At 61.7% G+C, this 18116-nt stretch carries 16 protein-coding genes; 10 read left to right on the forward strand and 6 right to left on the reverse strand.

Going from position 1 to position 18116, the window contains the following annotated elements:
* Positions 1–55 precede the first annotated feature (55 nt).
* The gene (locus ACESMZ_RS08790; protein ID WP_372972495.1) at positions 56–1702 is read left to right on the forward strand and encodes a methyl-accepting chemotaxis protein; all 1647 of its coding nucleotides are present in this window, start codon (positions 56–58) and stop codon (positions 1700–1702) included.
* A 23-nt stretch (positions 1703–1725) separates the two neighbouring features.
* Here the strand turns inward: ACESMZ_RS08790 and ACESMZ_RS08795 are convergent, their stop codons facing one another.
* On the reverse strand, positions 1726–2613 hold the full coding sequence (locus ACESMZ_RS08795; RefSeq protein ID WP_372957875.1) for an AEC family transporter: 888 nt from the start codon (positions 2611–2613) through the stop codon (positions 1726–1728).
* Positions 2614–2763: 150 nt separating this feature from the next.
* Between ACESMZ_RS08795 and ACESMZ_RS08800 the strand changes: the two genes are divergently transcribed.
* Both ACESMZ_RS08800 and ACESMZ_RS08805 read left to right on the forward strand, forming a co-directional pair.
* Positions 2764–3936, forward strand: a complete 1173-nt coding sequence (locus ACESMZ_RS08800) for a MalY/PatB family protein (RefSeq protein WP_372972496.1) — start codon at positions 2764–2766, stop codon at positions 3934–3936.
* Positions 3937–4188: 252 nt separating this feature from the next.
* Positions 4189–4731, forward strand: a complete 543-nt coding sequence (locus tag ACESMZ_RS08805; protein WP_372972497.1) for a macro domain-containing protein — start codon at positions 4189–4191, stop codon at positions 4729–4731.
* Between the two features lie 5 nt (positions 4732–4736).
* On the opposite strand, the gene ACESMZ_RS08810 is transcribed toward ACESMZ_RS08805, so the two are convergent.
* The 3 genes from ACESMZ_RS08810 to ACESMZ_RS08820 form a co-directional block, all read right to left on the reverse strand.
* The gene (locus tag ACESMZ_RS08810) at positions 4737–5669 is read right to left on the reverse strand and encodes a DMT family transporter (protein WP_372957872.1); all 933 of its coding nucleotides are present in this window, start codon (positions 5667–5669) and stop codon (positions 4737–4739) included.
* Between the two features lie 48 nt (positions 5670–5717).
* Positions 5718–7109: a succinylglutamate desuccinylase/aspartoacylase family protein gene (locus tag ACESMZ_RS08815; RefSeq protein WP_372957871.1), complete on the reverse strand. Its 1392-nt coding sequence runs from the start codon at positions 7107–7109 to the stop codon at positions 5718–5720.
* 230 nt (positions 7110–7339) lie between these two features.
* Positions 7340–8983 carry an MBL fold metallo-hydrolase gene (locus tag ACESMZ_RS08820; protein WP_372957870.1) on the reverse strand — a complete coding sequence of 548 codons (1644 nt, stop codon included), beginning with the start codon at positions 8981–8983 and terminating at the stop codon, positions 7340–7342.
* 171 nt (positions 8984–9154) lie between these two features.
* On the opposite strand from ACESMZ_RS08820, the gene ACESMZ_RS08825 reads away from it, so the two are divergent.
* A complete protein-coding gene (locus tag ACESMZ_RS08825; protein ID WP_372957869.1) occupies positions 9155–9580 on the forward strand; it encodes an acyl-CoA thioesterase in 426 nt (141 codons plus the stop codon).
* 6 nt (positions 9581–9586) lie between these two features.
* On the opposite strand, the gene ACESMZ_RS08830 is transcribed toward ACESMZ_RS08825, so the two are convergent.
* Together ACESMZ_RS08830 and ACESMZ_RS08835 are read right to left on the reverse strand one after the other, a co-directional pair.
* Positions 9587–10864 carry an MATE family efflux transporter gene (locus ACESMZ_RS08830; RefSeq protein WP_372957894.1) on the reverse strand — a complete coding sequence of 426 codons (1278 nt, stop codon included), beginning with the start codon at positions 10862–10864 and terminating at the stop codon, positions 9587–9589.
* A 169-nt stretch (positions 10865–11033) separates the two neighbouring features.
* The gene (locus tag ACESMZ_RS08835) at positions 11034–12635 is read right to left on the reverse strand and encodes a class I adenylate-forming enzyme family protein (RefSeq protein ID WP_372957868.1); all 1602 of its coding nucleotides are present in this window, start codon (positions 12633–12635) and stop codon (positions 11034–11036) included.
* Positions 12636–12871: 236 nt separating this feature from the next.
* Here ACESMZ_RS08835 and ACESMZ_RS08840 point away from each other — a divergent pair, with 236 nt between their 5' ends.
* The 6 genes from ACESMZ_RS08840 to surE are packed head-to-tail and all read left to right on the forward strand — an operon-like array spanning position 12872 to position 18016.
* Positions 12872–13660: an SDR family NAD(P)-dependent oxidoreductase gene (locus tag ACESMZ_RS08840; RefSeq protein WP_372957867.1), complete on the forward strand. Its 789-nt coding sequence runs from the start codon at positions 12872–12874 to the stop codon at positions 13658–13660.
* Positions 13660–14106, forward strand: a complete 447-nt coding sequence (locus tag ACESMZ_RS08845) for a PaaI family thioesterase (protein ID WP_091852116.1) — start codon at positions 13660–13662, stop codon at positions 14104–14106. Before ACESMZ_RS08840 ends, ACESMZ_RS08845 begins: the two co-directional genes overlap by 1 nt.
* Positions 14107–14151: 45 nt before the next feature.
* Positions 14152–15366 (forward strand): acyl-CoA dehydrogenase family protein, encoded by a 1215-nt coding sequence (locus tag ACESMZ_RS08850; protein ID WP_248233667.1) that lies wholly within the window; start codon positions 14152–14154, stop codon positions 15364–15366.
* A gap of 13 nt (positions 15367–15379) precedes the next feature.
* Positions 15380–16147: an SDR family NAD(P)-dependent oxidoreductase gene (locus ACESMZ_RS08855; protein ID WP_372972498.1), complete on the forward strand. Its 768-nt coding sequence runs from the start codon at positions 15380–15382 to the stop codon at positions 16145–16147.
* 7 nt (positions 16148–16154) lie between these two features.
* Complete coding sequence (locus ACESMZ_RS08860; protein WP_372957866.1) at positions 16155–17228, forward strand: phosphotransferase; 1074 nt, start codon at positions 16155–16157, stop codon at positions 17226–17228.
* Positions 17225–18016, forward strand: a complete 792-nt coding sequence (gene surE / locus ACESMZ_RS08865; protein WP_264994710.1) for a 5'/3'-nucleotidase SurE — start codon at positions 17225–17227, stop codon at positions 18014–18016. The genes ACESMZ_RS08860 and surE overlap by 4 nt, the downstream gene beginning before the upstream one ends.
* Positions 18017–18116: the final 100 nt, after the last annotated feature.

Genomic DNA, 18116 nt, shown 5'->3' on the forward strand with positions numbered 1-18116 from the left:
ATTTTTAGAGAAATCATAGATTCGATCAATAAAATTACAGTGTCGGAGTATTGCCATGTTCGGTCGGCTGACGGTTGCGGGGCGCTTGGGTCTCGGTTTTGGTTTCGTGTTGTCCCTGATGGTGCTCATCAGCGTGGTGGGTAACCTGCGGGTGGGTTTCATGGACCGGACCCTGCAGGAAGTCCGGGAAGGAGCCTCAGTAAAGCAGCGCCATGCCATCAACTTCCGCGGCAGCGTTCACGACCGTGCGATTGCGATCCGGGATGCGGTACTCGTGCGGGATGACGCGACGCTGCGGGAACACCTGCAGGAGGTGGAGCAACTGAAGGCCTTCTACCGGGAGTCGGCGGTCGCAATGGACCGACTGTTCGACGAGCTCGGGGCCAGCGACCGGGAAACCCGGCTGCTGGCAGACATCCAGGATATCGAACGCCGGACCCTGGCGCTGACCGACCAGCTGGTAACCCTCCGTCAGAATGAAGGCGCCGAGGCGGCCCGTGTCTTCCTGCTGGAACAGGTGTCCCCGGCCTACACAGAATGGCTCGCCCGGGTAAACGCGTTTATTGACCACAAGGAAGACATCATTGCGGGGGACATCGACCGGGTACAGGAGGCTGCCTCCGGCTTCCAGGCACTGATTTTCATCGTAACCGGGGTCGCCATCCTGGCAGGTATCGTGGTTGTGGTGCTGATTATCCGTAACCTGAAGTCCACCCTCGGCGCGGAGCCGGAAGAGGTGGCCGATGTCATCCGGGCGCTGGCGGATGGTCAGCTGGACCAGGCGATCAAGACCCGGTACCCGAACAGTGTGATGGGTGCACTGAAGGAAACTACCATCCGTCTGTCGGATACCATGGGGCGGGTCCGCCAGGCCTCCACCCAGCTGGCCGAGGCGGCTACCGAGCTGCTGGACACCGCTGGCAACAACCGTGAACAGATTCGCCTGCAGTCGGAAGAAGCCCAGCAAATGGCGGCTGCCGTCAACCAGATGGCCGCCACCGTCAACGAGGTGGCCGGCTTTGCCGGCAATGCGGCCTCTGCCACCCGTACCGCTGATGAAGAAGTGGAGAATGGCAACCGGGTGGTGAGTGATACCGCTGTGGCTATCGGCAACCTGGCGGACACCCTGGAGGGTGCTACTGAAACCGTCCGCCAGGTCAGCCAGGACAGTGCCAATATTGAATCCATTATTGAAGTCATCAACGGCATCGCCGAACAGACCAACCTGCTGGCCCTGAATGCGGCCATCGAGGCTGCACGGGCCGGGGAGCAGGGCCGGGGCTTTGCGGTAGTCGCTGATGAGGTGCGCTCGCTGGCGACCCGCACCCAGGATTCCACCCGGGAAATCCAGGAGATGATCGGCAAGCTGCAGACCGGTGCCGGCCAGGCCGTCTCGGTCATGGAGACCAGTCGCGAACTGGCACGGGAGACCGTGGCCCAGACCGGAGAGGCCCAGGAAGCCCTCGGTCGCATCCGCCACGAAGTGGGAGCTATCAATGATATGAATGCCCAGATTGCCAGCGGGGCGGAGCAGCAGAGTGCAGTGGCAGAGGAAGTGAACCGCAATATCAGCCGTATTCACGATGCCACGGTCGAGACGGCAGCCGGTTCCGAGCAGGTGGCTTCCTCAAGCCGGGAGCTGGATACGCTGGCGGACCAGCTGCGCCAGGAAGTATCCTTCTTCCGCGCCGGACAGGCCTGAGGGCTCCGTGGAATCCGGTGTGCTCAGAGGTAACCGGCGCTGAATACCAGCCCTAGTACAATGGGCATCACCACCAGGCTGCCCAGGTTGCTGATCAGTACCAGCGAGGCCACCTTGTGGGGTTCCTGCCGGTACTGCTCGGCAACCATGTAGTTCAGCACCGCCGGCGGCAACGCTGCGAATACCCACAGGCTCGCCACCTGGATACCGGGCAGGTCCAGTAACGCAATCATCGGCCAGGCCAGGACCAGGCCGCTGGCTGGGCAGGCGATGGCGCCCAGCAGTCCCAGTTTCCAGTCACTGAAGTCTACCTCCAGCATGCGGATGCCCAGGGTGAACAGCATCAGCGGAATGCAGATGCCGCCCAGCATGTTGAGGGCTTCCATCAGCCAGCCCGGCAGGGCCACGCCCCCGATATTCACCGCCAGGCCGGCAATGGTGGCCAGAACCACCGGCACCCGCAGGCGCCTGAGCATGGAGGTGTGCGGGTCCAGCATGTACAGGCCCACCGAGAAATGCAGGATCATCTCGACAATAAACAGCACCACGGCGGCAGGCAGGGCGGCCTCGCCAAAGGCGAGCACGATCAGCGGAATGCCCATGTTGCCGGAGTTGTTGAACATCATCGGCGGCAGGAAGGTTTTCAGGTTCAGCCGCAACATCTTTGCCAAGGGCCACAACAGCAGGCCGGAACCCAGCACAACGACCACGCCGGCGGTGGCGAGCCAGGCGTAATCTGCCAGCGGAGCCTCCTGGTCTGCCAGCACCGCGAACACCAGCATGGGCACGAACAGCTCCATGTTGACGGTGTTCATGCTCTGGATGTCCGGTGACCGGTAGCGGCCGTAAAGGGCGCCGCAGCCGGCAATCAGGAACACCGGCAACAGGGTGGCAAGGATTTGGCCCAGCATGGAAAGACCTGTAACAGCAGGATAAATAGTAGGCCTGCAAGTGTAATCGTTCAGGGTGGGGGCGTCACCCGGGCTTTGGTCGAGGTTGGGATTGTCCGTGTTAAGCTGCCGTTCAGCATGCGAGCGACCCCAGAGGACCGGAACCAGACCATGAACTTTGACCAGAGCTTCTCCCGGGAAAATACCTGCGCCGTGAAATTTGATGCCCGCCAGGCGGTGTTCGGGCGGGACGATGTGATTCCCCTATGGGTGGCGGATACGGATTTTGCTGCGCCCCAGGCGGTTACCGACGCCCTGGTGGCGCGGGCCCGGCACCCGGCCTATGGCTACACCCTGTTTCCGGACAGTCTGTACCAGTCCATGATCCACTGGTTCCGGGAACACCATGCCTGGACCATCCAGAGGGCGTGGATACGTATGGCCCCCGGGGTGGTGCCGACCCTGCATGCGGCAGCCATGGCGTTTGCGGAGGCAGGCGAGGGAGTCATTATCCAGCCGCCAGTGTACCCACCGTTTTTCAGCAGTATCCGCAAGGCCGGTCGCCGGGTGGTGGAAAATCCGCTGGTGGAGCGGGATGGTCGGTATGAGATGGACCTGGAACACCTGGAAAGCTGTGCTTCCGATCCATCCAACAAGGTACTGTTCCTTTGTTCGCCCCATAACCCGGTCGGCCGGGTCTGGCGCCGGGAGGAGCTGGAAAGTGTGATGGCGATTGCGCGGCGTCACGACCTGGTGGTGATTTCCGATGAAATACACGCCGACCTGGTGTACCGGGACCGGCCTTTCCACACCATGCTGGCAACGGTCTGTGAGCCGGGCGATCCGTTGCTGACGACGGTGGCGCCCAGCAAGACGTTCAATATTCCGGGCATGGGCCTGTCGGCGGTGGTATCGGAGCGGTCGGACCTGCTGGAGCAGCTCAACAGGGTGTTTGATTCGCTGCATATGGTGCAGTGCAATCCGTTCAGTGTGACGGCCTTTGAGGCCGGCTATCGCCACGGTGGCGAGTGGCTGGCGGAGATGATGGACTATGTTCGCGGCAACCGGGATTTTGTGCTTGGCTTTGTGGAGCAGCGGTTACCGGAGATCAAGGTGACGGACCCGGAGGGGACCTATCTGCTGTGGCTGGATTGTCGGGGTCTTGGGCTGGATGACTCGGGGCTGAAGCGGTTTATGGTGGAGCAGGCCGGGGTGGGGATGAATTCTGGCATTACCTTCGGGGAGCAGGGCAGCGGGTTTATGCGGCTGAACCTTGGGTCGCCTTTGGCGGTGATTCGGGGGGCGTTGGAGCAAATTGAGGTTGCGGTGGTCGGGCTGCGATGAGGTTAGCCTGCGAGTCTGGGTGCAGGCGGAGTGGTGGTGGGGCTTTCCCCAATCAAATTCACGGCCCGTTGATGAGCCAGCTTTTTTTGGGGGCGTGCGAGCTGCGGTGGGGGCTTTCTCCGCTCCAATTCACGGCACTTCCTTGTGCCGACCTTGGACCGCGCCATCCCTGGCGCTGCTCCGAAAGCCCCCACCCCATCTCGCGTGAGACTGCAGTGCAAAAGTCTCTCTTCCACTGCTCGGAGGTGTCAGATGTCTGCACGATTTCAGAGTACGAATGGTGTTGGATTCGAATGTATCCAGGGCGATATCACCAACCAGTCGGACCTGGATGTGGTGGTCAACGCGGCCAATGCGCGTTTGATGCCCGGTGGCGGAGTGGCCGGGGCGATTCACCGGGTTGCGGGGCCGGAGCTGGCTGAGGCCTGTGTATCGCTGGCGCCGATCCAGCCGGGGGAAGCGGTGATGACTAAGGGTTTCGGGCTGCCCAACGGTCATATTATCCATTGTCTCGGGCCGGTGTATGGGGTGGATGAGCCGTCGGATGCTTTGTTGGCGGACTGTTACCGTCATGCGGTGCAGCTGGCGGAACAGCATGGACTGGCCGCTATTGGCTTTCCGGCACTCTCCACCGGGGCGTTTGGTTACCCTATGGAGCCGGCGGCCCGGGTCGCGTTTGCAACCTTGCTGGCAGAGGCGGAGCGCCTGGCGTCGGTCAGGCTGATTCGTTTCGTGTTGTTCAGTGAGCAGGACCGGGAGCTGCACCAGCGGGTGTTTGATGAGCTGACGGCCTGAGCCGGTCAGTCCGGGGTTTTGTTGGCTGCTGCGATAGATGGGTTACGGGTGGTGAGGTAAAGCCCCGCCAGGATCAGCGCGCCACCGGCCAGGTGATACCAGCCCAGCCGCTCGCCCAGGAATACCCAGGCCAGCATGGCGGCGAAGACCGGCGTCAGGTACATGAACATGGCGGACTTTGCCGGGCCGACGTTGAGGACACCATAGTTCCAGAAGGCGTAGGCCAGTATGCCCGGGAAAATCGCCACATAGACCAGTGGCGGCAGGGTGGTTCCGGACAATTCGAAACCGCCGGAGAAGAACAGCAGGTCCACCAGGTAGATCGGGGCCAGCACTGCGGTGCCCAGGGCGATCTGCATGGTGAGGAAGGTCAGGCTTTTCACGGGCACCGAGAGGCGCCGTAACAGCACCGAGAAGACACCCCAGCTGGCCACCGCCGTGACCATGATCAGGTCCCCGGCGGAGAATGACAGCCCCACCAGCCGGCCCAGGGTTCCCTGGCCGATCACCAGCAACATGCCGGCCAGGGCCACGGCAATGCCCAGACCCTGCATGGCCCGGGTGCGTTCGCCGAGCAACAGGAAGGCCAACAGCGCCACCATGATCGGAATGGTGGAGTTGATCAGGGCGATATTAATGGCGGTTGTCGTTGTGGCGGCGAGGTAGAGCAGGGTATTGAAGGCGGTAACGCTGAACAGGGCCAGCACCAGTATGCGGTGCCAGTGGTCGCGGATCACCGCCCACTCCCGTCGCACGCCGGGCAGGCCGAAAGGCAGGATTATCAGCAGGGCCAGCACCCAGCGCCAGAAGGCCAGGGAGGTGGGTGGAATATCATCCACAACGCCACGGGCAACCACGGCGTTGCCTGCCCAGAACAGGGGCGTCAGGACCAGGCCAATATAGGCCAGTGCCAGGGGATGATTTGCATATCGAGCCACGGTACTGCTCCGTCAATACTGCGTAAGGGAAACACCGGGCCCGACAGTCTACTCCACTTCTTCTTCGGTTTCCGCCCGCGAGCCCAGGTGATAGGCGGCAAACCCCGCCATCACCACCTGGTCCACGGCCATGCCGATGATGCGGCCGTCCGCATCGGCGCGGATGTCCGACTGTTCGTTGGTAATGGGGTCAGACACCGTACCCAATACCGTGCCTTCTGTGACATAGGCCCCCAGCTTGACGTCGCTGAACAGGATTCCGCCCTGGTTGGCGCGGACCCAGTGGGACTGGTAGTACACCGGCTCGGGGTCACCCCACTGGAACAGGCGGGCGGTCATGCCCTGCTTTTCCATCAGGCTGATCAGGCTGTTGACCCCGGCACCGATGTGCTCCTCCTGGATGCGCATGGATTCACCCACTTCCATGGTGACGGCAGGCACACCGGCCTCGGTGGCAGCGGTACGCAGCATGCCCGAGCTGCCGCTGCTGTGGACCACCACCATGGAATCGAAGCCCTTGCTCAGTTCCGCCACGTCGGGGTTTTTCATATCGGCCCGCAACTGGGGCAGGTTGGTGCGCTTGAGGGAGCCGGTGTGGATGTCCACCAGCATGTCGCAGTTCAGGATGACTTGTTCGAACAGGCTGTGGGCAATGCGATGGGCAAGGCTGCCGTCTTCGCTGCCCGGGAAGTAGCGGTTCAGGTCCCGTCGGTCGGCGAGGTAGCGGCTACCCTGCTGGAATCCCTGCAGGTTGACGATGGGAATACCCACCACGGTACCGGAGAGTTCACCGGGGTCCAGTTCGTAGATCACCCGGCGGATAATCTCGATGCCGTTGAGCTCGTCACCGTGGACCGCGCCGGTCATGCACATAACCGGACCGGGCTTGTCTCCGTTGACCACCAGTACCGGGGTAGGCTGCGACAGGCCGGCGATCTGGATGCCGGGGGACCACGCCAGTCGCGCTGTGGTGCCGGGCAGCACCTCGCCGCTGAGCAGGCGGAAGGGCTTTGCCTGGGCCGGTCTGGTTTCGGGAATGACGTCGACGGTGCCCTGCTGGTTTTCTGTTCCGGTTTTCCTGGCACCGGAGCCTGCGGTACCGGGTTCATCCGTGTCGCCCGGGGTGGCTGTTTCGTCTCTCGGGGCGTCTCCACGGGCAGTGAGGTCCTGGTCGGACGACGCTATATCCTCCACCGACTCGTCTTCCGGCAGTTCGATGACGGCGGGCGCCTCGCCCTCTTCATCTTCGGGCGTGCCTGGTGCATTCACTTCGGCAATGACGGGAGCGTCGATAACCGTTGGCCCGTCATCACGGATCTGGTCCGGCTCTGTGGTTTCCTGCTCCGGCGCGTTTTCCGACGACTGACTCCAGGCCACCGGGGCGAGGATCAGGCCCGCCAGCAAAGCGGATAACAAGCGTTGGGTCAGGCGGTTGCGCATCGGGTCTCCATGGGTGGACGGTCGCTGGGTCCGGCAACGGCGTAGGCTAACCGAAAGCGAAATCAGCGGTATAGAGGTCTGACCAAGGTTTAACCGTACTGTCATTCGCTGCCGGATTATTGACCACTCCATTCATACCCCGTTCCGGTGTAAATTGGGGTATGAATTTGCAACGAATTGTCAGGGTTCATGAACTGCGTGCACTAGTCTCCGACGGTCCGGAAAGGGGACTAGTCCCCCACGGCGGCCCAGACTTCGCCGTCCTCCCTGGCCCTGCCTTCCTTGCGCAGCTTGATCAGATGGGCAAGCAGTGAGCGTGTTGCCAGGCCATGGATGTTGGCTGGCACGTCGTCGTAGGCGTGTTTCACCAGCTCTTTGAGGGTGCCAGGACCATGATCGGCCAGGGCCTTGGCAATCTTCTTCTCCCGGGTCAGGCGGTGGGTGATCAGCCAGTCGACCACCGATTCCACCTTGCCGATCAGAAAGCCGTGGGCCGGGGCGAACCAGCGGATCTCTTCGATCAGCAGGCGGTCCAGGGACTCCAGATAATCCTTCATGTCGCCATCCGGTGGATTTATGACCACTGTGGATCCCTGCATGATGTGGTCGCCGGCAAACAGCATGCGCTCGTTTTCCAGCAGGAAGCAGAGGTGGTTGGAGGCATGGCCGGGTGTGAACAGCACCTTCAGGGTGCCGGCGGCGGTTTCGATGCGGTCACCATCCTCAGGCACCGAGTCGGGCCGGAAGTCGTGGTCCTGTATCGGATCTTCCGGCGGCGCCGGCATGCCTCGCAACGGCGCCCCCGTGCGCTCCCGCAGCCAGCTGGCTCCCGGGGAATGGTCCGGGTGGGTATGGGTGGTCAGTACCTGGTCAATCCGGCCTCCGGTCACTTCCAGGATGCGGGCCATATGGGACTCGTCCGCCGGGCCCGGGTCGATGACCGTCCAGTCCTCACCCGGATGACCCAGCAAGTAGGTGTTGGTGCCCGGGCCGGTCATGGCGCCGGGGTTGGGGCAGGTCAGCCGGATGACGCCATCCGCCAGCTGGACAGCCTCGCCAGGAACAATCTCCGCCAGGGCATGGCCGCGACCCTCGGGGTCGATCTTGTGGACCTCATCGAAGGCCGGAGTGCCGGGCTCCACGGATACCGGCTTGCCCTGCCGGACCGCTGGCCAGGGCTTGTCCGGTGCTGGCGTGGGTGGCTGTGAGTGGGCGTGGCGCAGCAGGTCCGAGGTGGTCTCGAAACCCGCCAGAATGCGCAACGTCCGCAGGGTGGGGGAGGCAAACAGCCGGGTCCCCTGGCGATGTTCGTCCATGGCCTGTTGTGGCGTCAGCCAGACGTGGTCAATGGTTTCCACCCGGTCATGGGCGGGAGTCTGGCCCTCAGGCATTACCGCCACAAAGAAGCGGGTATCAAAACGCCGGGGCGGCCCGGGTGGTGTGATCCAGTGGGCCAGGTAGGCCAGCCGGTCCAGGGGCAGGCTGAGCTGGTGCTGGTGGCAGACGCCGGCGAGGGTCTGGTCGCCGGCAATCATGGCATCCCGGTCGGCGAACACGGGGTGGTCCTGGGGCAGGAAGTCACCGTTATCATCCAGCGCCAGGAGAACACCGGCCTCTTCGAAGCTTTCCCGGATAGCGGCAATCATATAGTGACTGCCGCCAGCTTCAATGCCGAGGTCGTGGCTGACCGAGCGGTCGTCTCCGCCGGTCAGGTATTCGGCGCAGCGCTGGTCGGCTTCGTCCACCGCGCCTCCGGGGAAGACGTAGAAGCCGGGCATGAAACTGGCGTCCCAGGTGCGCTGGAGCAGCAATACCTGGATGCCCTCTGAAGTATCCCGGGTCAGGGCCAGGGTGGCGGCAGGGCGGATTTCCATTGGCGTTACCTTGATCTGTTACAACTTGGGGATGGTCGTTTTTATGGTTTTTGGCGCATTCGATAGGTCCTAACATAACGGAAGTTGCCGGAAGGCTCCAGATGATTTGCCGGTCCCGGGGCGGTATGATGCGCACCTTCTTTTTCGATCCACCTGCCCGGTTACTGTGTCATGGCCCGTATCAAACTGTCCTTCCCCGATGAGGTATTCATTTTCTCCACCACCATGCCGGTACGAATTACCGACATCAACGGTGCCAACCACCTGGGTAATGATGCGCTGATCTCGATGTTGTCCGAGGCGCGGGCGCAGTTCATGGTGAAGATGGGGCTGCAGGAGCAGATCTCGGACGGCGTGGGCATCGTGGTGACCGACCTGGCCACCATGTACCAGTCCGAGTCGTTCTTCCCGGAGATCCTGCGTTTTGAAGTGGGTGTGACCGACCTGAACAAGTACGGCGGTGACTATGTGTTCCGGGTCACCAAGGAAGCCAGCGGCCAGCCGGTGGCCCTGGCCAAGTACGGGTTCGTGTTCTTCAGCTTTCGCCAGAAGAAGGTGGTTGAGCTGCCGGAGTACTTCCGCGAGCGGTTCTCCTGAGGCTGTTTACGCACTGGCCTGCCTGAGGCGGGCAATCCCCTGACGGTAAAGCAGGTAGGCCATTATGCCGGCCATCAGGTTGCCGGCCAGGGCCCCGGTCATCAACCCAGGCAGGCCACCCAGCTGGCCGCCCAGCCACAACATGGGCAGGTAACAGGCGAACAGGCGTAAAGTGGAGATCAGCAGCGCCCGCATGGGCAGCCCCAGGGCGTTGTTGACCGACACCATCAGCATACAGACTCCAAGCCCGCTGTAACTCAGGGGCACCCGCAGCAGGTAATCCCCCAGTACGTCACTGACCTCCCGGTCGGCGGTGAACAGCTCGGACACCAGTCCCGAGGCGGCCAGCCATACCAGGGCAATACCCAGTTGCCAGATGACCACGAACCTTACGGCCAGCCGCACGAGTTTGCGGATGGTGCCGAGATCTCCTTGCCCCAGCAGCCGGCCCACCATGGGCGGCATGGACATGGTCAGCGCCAGCACCACCACGATGGAGAAGAATTCCAGCCGGGTACCCAGGCCCCAGGCGGCCACAGCGGCAGAACCGAAACCGGCCACCAGTGCCGTGGCCAGCATGGCAGACACCGGTGGCATCAGCTGGCTGACCATGGCCGGTGCCATGATGCCTCCCAGTTGCCGGATGGACTGGCCCAGCTTGAGCGCACCCAGGTCAAAACTCAGCCAGCCCCGTTTCAGCAGGGCCGGGTAGATCACCAGGCAGCCGACCCCGAATGAGGTGATGGTTGCCAGCGGTGCTCCCGGTAGCCCCCAGCCGAACACGAAGATGTAAAGCGGGTCCAGGGCGATATTGAGCAGGCTGGCAGCCACCATCATCAGGCCCGGTAGCCTGGTATCCCCGTGGGACCGGCAGATGCTGTAGCCAAAATAGAGCACCGCCCCGGTCCAGGCTGCCACCAGCCAGGGCATCCAGTACAGGCGGATCATGGGCAGCAGGGACTCCTCCGCCCCCAACAGGGTCATGATGGTGTCCCGTAACAGCCACATGGCCAGGGCAAGCAGGAGAACCAGCGCGGCGCCGGTGGTGACCACCAGGCCGGCGAGCCGGAAGGCCCGCTGTTCATCCCCGGCACCGAGAGTACGGGAAATGATCGCTGTGGTGGCAATTCCCAGGCCCACCTGGAGTCCGGTGATCAGCTGCTGCATGGGCACGGTAAAGCCCAGGGCTGCCAGCGGGTCGCGGCCCAGTTGCCCGATAAAGATGCTGTCAGCCAGCTGGAAAGTCATCAGTGACAGCACGCCGAACAGCATGGGCCAGGTCATGGTATAGAGCTGGCGGGGCAGGCTGACCTGTGGATCGGTGGCGTTCACGGGTGCGGTGCAAAGCTCCGGCTGGTGAAGGGAACGGGGGATTCTAGCAGTTTTGTGGTAGTAGCAATAAAAGAGGCGACCGGAGTGGTCGCCTCATCGGGTACGGGGAGGAACCGCCGCTTTATTTCTTCTGGTCAGCCCAGTAGGGCTCCCGCAGTTCACGCTTGAGCACCTTGCCGATGGTGGAGCGGGGCAGCTCGTCCCGGAACTCGACACCGGCCAGGCGCTGGGTCTTGCCCAGCTTGTTGTTGGCGAACTCAAGGATCTCTTCCTCGGAAGCCTGTGAGCCTGGCTTGCGGACCACCAGCCCCAGTGGGGTCTCGCCCCAGTGTTCGCTGGGAATGCCGATCACGGCCACGTCTGCCACGGCCGGGTGCTCCAGCAGGACCTTCTCCAGGTCCACCGCATAGATATTGAAGCCACCGGAGATGATCATGTCCTTGCGGCGATCGAGGATATAAAGGAAGCCATCCTCGTCCATCCGCCCCATGTCGCCACTACGATAGAAGGTGAGCCCCTCCGGGCTGGTCCAGAGCATGTCCTTTGTCTGCTGTTCCCGGTGGTAGTAGCCCCGCATCATGGAGATGGCGCGACCGACGATCTCGCCGATTTCGCCCTGGGGCAGCTCATTGCCATTGTCATCGATGATACGGATTTCCGCCCCTTCGGTGGGTACGCCAACGGAATCCCACTTGGTGGGATTGGCCGCGCAGTCCAGGGTGGTGGAGATGCCGCCTTCGGTGAGACCGTAAACCTCGCGAATATTGCCCGGCCAGCGTTTCATGGCTTCGGCGATGACGTCAGAGCGCAGCGGGGCGCTGGTGCACAGCTTGAGCTTGAAACTGGACAGGTCGAACTGGTCAAAGTCCGGCTCCGCCATGATACGGCTGTACTGTACCGGAACCAGCATGGCGTGGGTTACCCGGTGTTCTTCCGCCAGTTCCAGGAAACGGTGGGCATTGAACTTGCCCATAAGCACCAGGGTGCCACCGTGGTACAGGGTGGGCAGTGCCGACACCAGAGTGGTGTTGGAGTAAAGTGGTGTGGACACCAGGTTGATGGCGTCACCGTCCAGGCCGAAGTTGGCCAGGCGGATCAGCTGACGCTGGCGGAAACGGTAATCGTGCAGTATACCTTTGGGAGTTCCGGTGGTGCCGGAGCTGTAGATAATATTGAAGGGGTCGTCCAAGGTAACTTCCGCCGGGCGGGCTTCGTCGCTGATGTCCCCCAGCCAGGCGTCCAGGTCCTGGCCACTGTCGACGTCACTGGTATCAAGGCCGATGCGCTGTGCCGGCAGGACCCGCTTGAGCTGGTCGCGGATTTCGTTGAACAGTGGCAGGTTTTTCTCCGATACGAAGAGGAAGCGGGTGTCGCAGTCCTCCACCATCAACGCCAGGGCCTTGCCGCTGGCCATGCCGGAGAGAGGTACCATGCAGCCACCGGCAATCAGGGTGCCGAGATACAGGCACATATAGTCGTTGCTGTTTTCCGACAGGCCGGCGACCGTGTCTCCGGTTTGCAGGCCATCAGCCCGCAGGCGGTTGGCAATGCGGTTGGAGCGACTGATCACCTGGGCCCAGGTGAGGGTGCCTTTTTCATCGGTGAGCGCCCTCTTTTCTCCCTGCGAGCGGGCGAAACCCTGGATATGGTGGCCGATGGGGTCCATGGTTTCGTGGTCCAGCGCTGGAGCGTAGTTTGGCATCGCTGCAACGGTTTGTCTCATTTGGGGGCCTCTGTGGTTGTTGTGTTTTGACTAGTGAAATTTATTTCCGAATATATTGACTCAAAACTGGAAGGCGTGACAAATTAAACGCCCTGTTCAAGCTTTTGAAAAGCACCCTAATCACTTTTTATGGTTTGTTTTTCAAGCAGTTCTGTCGGAATTATGTTCCGAATCAGGCGATTAGGCATCCGAATTTACAATCATAAAAGCAAGGCAAGGTTTAAGGAGCACAGACTATGACGCGTTTCACTGGGCGAGTCGCCATTGTCACCGGTGCCGGCAGTGGTATCGGCCGCGCCACCGCCCTGAGGCTCGCGAGCGAAGGCGCCCGTGTAGTCCTGGCGGACTGGTCCGAAGAGGGCCTGCTGGAGACCGCCTCACTACTGCCTTCCGAAGCCGTCCACGTCGAGCGAAAGCTGGATGTATCCGATGAAGACGCCGTCAGGTCGCTGGTGTCGGAAGTCAAGGAACAGTTCGGGCAGATTGATATCCTGGTCAACAACGCCGGCATCTCCGGCGGCAGTTATCCCCCGGTTACCGAGAACGAAAAAGCCGACTGGGAGAAAATCCTGGGTGTGAACCTGATTGGTGCCATGCTGATGATCAAGCATGTCGCGCCCCATATGCAGGAGCGCCAGCAGGGTGCCATCGTAAATACCGCGTCTGTGGCCGGTATCCGCTCCGGAGCGGGTGGCAATCCCTACAGCGCATCCAAGGCTGGCGTCATCAATCTGACCCAGACGGCTGCCTGTGACCTGGGTGGTTTCAATGTGCGGGTCAATGCGGTTTGCCCGGGGCTGGTGGAAACCGGTATGACCAAGGCGGTGTTCGACTACGCCCGTGCCAACGAGAAGGAGCACAAGCTCGGCGGCCGCTGCGAACTGCGCCGGTATGGCCGGCCGGAAGAACTGGCGGCGGCCATCTGCTTCCTGGCGTCTGACGATGCCAGCTATATCACCGGACAGGCCCTGCCCGTCGATGGTGGCAACACCGCGTCCCTGAACATGCCCGGAATGAAAGTGTAATGAGCGAAGCAACACAGAACCTCCACATCACCGGTGGCAAGGATCTGCCCGGCTTTCACAACATGCTGGGATACCGTCAGGTTTCCTGGGAGGAAGACAAGGCTGTGATTGCCCTGGACCTCAAGCCGGAGCACCTGAATCTTGGGGGCGTGATCCACGGTGGTGTGCTTACGTCGTTGCTGGATATTGTGCTGGCGGAAGCTGGTACCTACTGTCCTTTTCCGGGTCGGATGCGCAAGGCGATCACTCTGACCCTGACAACCACGTTTACCGGTCAGTGTTCCGCTGGCACTATTACCGTCACTGGAATCAAACGCGCCGGCGGTACCCGAATTTTTAACAGCACCGGTGAAGTTCGCGATGACAAAGGTAACCTGCTTGCCATTGCCGAGGGTACTTTCCGAATCCGATCCGGTAGTGAAAAACCCGAGGGCGTTCCCATCTGAACGCACCCCCTCCTCCATCAAATAAATAAATAGAGAGGCACAACGATGTTGTACGAACCGTCTGACAGAGCAAAGAAGCTGCTAAATGAACTCAACGAATTCATGGATGCCTATGTCTACCCGAATGAGCATAAGCATCACGAGCAGGTAGAGCAGGCTGAGAATCGCTGGGCTCCGACTCCGATCATGGAGGAGCTGAAGGCCAAGGCCAAGAGTGCCGGCCTGTGGAACCTGTTCCTGCCGGAAAGCGAGCGTGGCGCGGGCCTGACCAACCTGGAGTACGCCCACCTGTGCGAAGTTATGGGCCGCTCTCACATGGCGCCGGAAGTGTTCAACTGCTCCGCGCCGGACACCGGCAACATGGAAACCATCGAGCGCTATGGTAACGAAGAGCAGAAAGAGAAGTGGCTGAAGCCGCTGCTGGAAGGCGAGATCCGTTCCTGCTTCTCCATGACCGAGCCGAATGTTGCATCTTCTGATGCCACCAACATTGGTACCGAAATCCGCCGCGAAGGCGACGAGTACGTCATCAACGGCAAGAAGTGGTGGTCCTCCGGTGCCATGACCACTACCACCAAGATCGCCATTGTCATGGGCAAGACCGACCCGACCGCTGAGAAGCACAAGCAGCAGTCCATGATCCTGGTTCCCCTGGATGCGCCGGGCGTGGAAATTGTTCGTGCCCTTCACGTGTTCGGCTATGACCACGCGCCCCACGGCCACGCCGAGGTTCACTACAACAACGTACGGGTGCCGGTTTCCAACATCCTGCTGGGTGAAGGTCGCGGCTTTGAAATTGCCCAGGGTCGCCTTGGGCCAGGCCGTATCCACCACTGCATGCGTACTATCGGTGTTGCCGAGCGCGCCCTGGAACTGATGTGTGAACGCGCCAACGCCCGTGAAGCCTTTGGTCGTCCGCTGGTGGAATTCGACTCCATCCGCAAGGACATCGCCCGTTCACGCCTGGAAATCGAGCAGGCCCGTCTGATGACCCTGAAGGCGGCGCATATGATGGATACCGTGGGTAACAAGGTTGCCCGTCAGGAGATAGCCATGATCAAGGTGATCGCACCGAACATGGCCCTGAAGGTTCTGGACCGTGCCATCCAGGTTCACGGTGGTGCCGGCGTCAGCCAGGACACCTTCCTGGCCGCAGCCTGGGCCAGTGTACGTACCCTGCGCCTGGCTGACGGCCCGGACGAGGTGCACCTGGACTCCATCGCCAAGATGGAACTGAAGAACTACCCGCGCACCCATTAATCCCGGAGCTGTCATGACAAACCCTCTGTTTGATATGACCGGCAAGGTGGCCCTGATTACAGGGTCCACCAAGGGGATCGGCCGGTCCATCGCTGAAGAGATGGCCCGGCTCGGTGCGAAGGTGGTGATCTCCAGCCGCAAGGCCGATGCCTGTGAGCAGGTGGCCGGTGAACTCAAGGCCCAGGGCTTTGAGGCCATCGCCATCCCCTGCCACGTGGGCAAGAAGGATGACCTGCAGAACCTGGTGGACAAGACCCTGGACGCCTGGGGCAAGATCGACGTGCTGGTGTGCAACGCTGCCACCAACCCGGTCTACGGCCCCACGTCGGAAATGACCGACGAGGCCTGGGACAAGATCATGGACACCAACGTCAAGGGTACCTTCTGGCTCACCAACATGGTGCTGCCGGGCATGGCCGAACGTGGTGAGGGGGCAGTGGTTCTGCTGTCCTCTATCGCCGGTATCCGTGGCAATACCACCATCGGCACCTACGGGGTTTCCAAGGCGGCGGAAGCCGCCCTGGCCCGTAACCTGGCCGTCGAGTGGGGGCCGAAGGGCATCCGCATCAACAGTATTGCGCCGGGGCTGATCAAGACCGATTTCGCCAAGGCCCTGTGGGAAGACCCGGTTCGCGTCAAGCGCGCCGAGGAAAAGACGCCCCTGCGCCGTATCGGCGACCCGGTCGATATCGCCGGGCTGGCGGTGTTCCTGTCCACCAAGGCCAGCGCCTATATCACCGGTCAGGTGATTGTGGCGGATGGCGGCGAGACCATTTGCTGAGGTTTTTATGAGTACTGGACCCAACCTGGTGGACGTCCTCGACGCCCACCGGTTTGATGAGGCAGCCCTGCTGAAGTGGCTGCAGAAGGAGATCCCCGAGTTCGGCAGCGACCTTGAGGTCAAGCAGTTCCAGGGAGGGCAGTCCAACCCCACCTTCCTGCTGACGTCTGGTGGCAATCGTTATGTATTGCGCAAGAAGCCACCCGGAAAGACCCTGCCTTCTGCCCATATGGTGGAGCGGGAATACAAGGTGATCCGTGCCCTGTCCGACAACACCGATGTTCCTGTGCCCAAGGCACGGGTGCTCTGTGAGGACAGCGATCTGATCGGCACACCGTTCTATGTCATGGATTTCATGGAAGGCCGCGTTCTGAGCCATCCGGCACTGCCGGAGCTGGAGAAGGCGGAACGTCGCCCCATCCACGAAGCCGCCATCGACACCATGGCGAAGATGCACTCGGTGGACGTGAACAAGGTCGGCCTGGGTGACTTCGGTCGCCCCGAGGGCTACGTCGCGCGCCAGGTGGCTCGCTGGTCCAAGCAGTATGAAGCCTCCAAGACCGACGACATGCCGTCCATGGACAAGCTGATGAAATGGCTGCCGGAGAACCTGCCGGCAAAGGACGAATGCGCCATTGCCCACGGCGACTACCGCCTGGGTAACCTGATGCTGCATCCGGACAAGCCCGAAGTGATCGCGATCCTGGACTGGGAGCTGTCCACCCTCGGCCATCCGCTTGCGGACCTGGCTTACTACTGCCTGCACTACCACCTGAGTTCCAGCTTCGAGGGTATGCGTGGCGTGGTGGGCGAGGACCTGGGCGAACTCGGTATTCCCAACGAGCAGGAGACCATTGAGCGCTATTGTAAGGCGACCGGGCGCGATGGCATCGACGACTGGCACGTGTTCGTGTCTTTCTCCCTGTTCCGCCTGGCGGCGATTGTGCAGGGCGTCTACGCCCGTGCCCTGGCGGGTAATGCCAGTAACGCTGACGCCCTGGAAGTGGGTAAACGGGCCCATATCCTGGCGGATGCCGGCTGGGCCGTGGCCCAGAAGGGTAGCAAGGGCACAGGCTTATGAGCGACCAGGCAGCGGCGGACCCCATGGTTCGCCGCATACTCATCACTAATGACGACGGCGTTGCGGCCCCTGGTCTGAAGATCCTGGTGGATATCGCCAACCGGTTGGCGGAAGAAGTGTGGATCGTTGCACCGGAGCACGACCGCAGTGGCGCCGGGCAGAGTATTTCCCTGCATGATCCCCTGAGGGTTTACCAGCATGGTGAGCGGCACTTCGCGGTGTCCGGTACGCCGGCAGACTGTGTGCTCTACGCCCTGGCCGAATGGTTTGGTGAAACGCCACCGGACCTGGTGCTCTCCGGCATCAACGCCGGTGCCAACATTGGTGATTCCGTGCAATATTCCGGCACCGTGGGCGCGGTACTCAGTGCCGAGCACCTGGGTATACCGGCCATCGCGTTGAGTCAGTCCTTTGTAAACCGGGAGCAGATCGACTGGACGCCTGTGACCGAACTGGGTGAGGCGGCCATTCGGGCGCTATGGCCCTCTGCCAAGGATGACAAGTGCTGCTGGAACGTGAATTTCCCGGCGTGTGCGGCCAGTGACATCACCACCATGGAATACGCTTCCCAGTCCGCCGGTTCCATTGCCCGACCGCAACTGCTGCCGGGGCAGGACAGTCGCGGGTTGTCCTACTGGTGGCTGGGTTTTGACCGGAACACTGAACACCAGGTACCGGACGATTCCGATGTGGCCGTTCTGCGCCGTCGTGGTGTGGCGGCATCGCCCTTGCGGGGTGAGCACAGGATGCCTGGCGACGGGGCATCCATCGCACTGCGAAAGACCTGACAGAGCCGCTCCGGGCGGAATCGGCGATAATATCCGGGCATGGCCCGGCAATCGTTGGTTCGGCCCGGGGCGGTTGCCGTCTGCAAGCTAGATAACCGGA

This window comes from Marinobacter sp., from assembly GCF_041690615.1.
Classification (GTDB): Bacteria; Pseudomonadota; Gammaproteobacteria; order Pseudomonadales; family Oleiphilaceae; genus Marinobacter.

Bases quoted from the DNA above. Each gene is read 5' to 3' on its own strand.
- ACESMZ_RS08790 (WP_372972495.1), top strand. From the start codon at position 56: ATGTTCGGTCGGCTGACGGTTGCGGGGCGCTTGGGTCTCGGTTTTGGT.
- ACESMZ_RS08855 (WP_372972498.1), top strand. From the start codon at position 15,380: ATGACAAACCCTCTGTTTGATATGACCGGCAAGGTGGCCCTGATTACA.
- surE (WP_264994710.1), top strand. From the start codon at position 17,225: ATGAGCGACCAGGCAGCGGCGGACCCCATGGTTCGCCGCATACTCATC.
- ACESMZ_RS08815 (WP_372957871.1), bottom strand. From the start codon at position 7,109: ATGCGCAACCGCCTGACCCAACGCTTGTTATCCGCTTTGCTGGCGGGC.
- ACESMZ_RS08835 (WP_372957868.1), bottom strand. From the start codon at position 12,635: ATGAGACAAACCGTTGCAGCGATGCCAAACTACGCTCCAGCGCTGGAC.
- ACESMZ_RS08845 (WP_091852116.1), top strand. From the start codon at position 13,660: ATGAGCGAAGCAACACAGAACCTCCACATCACCGGTGGCAAGGATCTG.
- ACESMZ_RS08825 (WP_372957869.1), top strand. From the start codon at position 9,155: ATGGCCCGTATCAAACTGTCCTTCCCCGATGAGGTATTCATTTTCTCC.
- ACESMZ_RS08850 (WP_248233667.1), top strand. From the start codon at position 14,152: ATGTTGTACGAACCGTCTGACAGAGCAAAGAAGCTGCTAAATGAACTC.
- ACESMZ_RS08830 (WP_372957894.1), bottom strand. From the start codon at position 10,864: ATGACCTGGCCCATGCTGTTCGGCGTGCTGTCACTGATGACTTTCCAG.
- ACESMZ_RS08860 (WP_372957866.1), top strand. From the start codon at position 16,155: ATGAGTACTGGACCCAACCTGGTGGACGTCCTCGACGCCCACCGGTTT.
- ACESMZ_RS08795 (WP_372957875.1), bottom strand. From the start codon at position 2,613: ATGCTGGGCCAAATCCTTGCCACCCTGTTGCCGGTGTTCCTGATTGCC.
- ACESMZ_RS08805 (WP_372972497.1), top strand. From the start codon at position 4,189: ATGTCTGCACGATTTCAGAGTACGAATGGTGTTGGATTCGAATGTATC.
- ACESMZ_RS08820 (WP_372957870.1), bottom strand. From the start codon at position 8,983: ATGGAAATCCGCCCTGCCGCCACCCTGGCCCTGACCCGGGATACTTCA.
- ACESMZ_RS08840 (WP_372957867.1), top strand. From the start codon at position 12,872: ATGACGCGTTTCACTGGGCGAGTCGCCATTGTCACCGGTGCCGGCAGT.
- ACESMZ_RS08800 (WP_372972496.1), top strand. From the start codon at position 2,764: ATGAACTTTGACCAGAGCTTCTCCCGGGAAAATACCTGCGCCGTGAAA.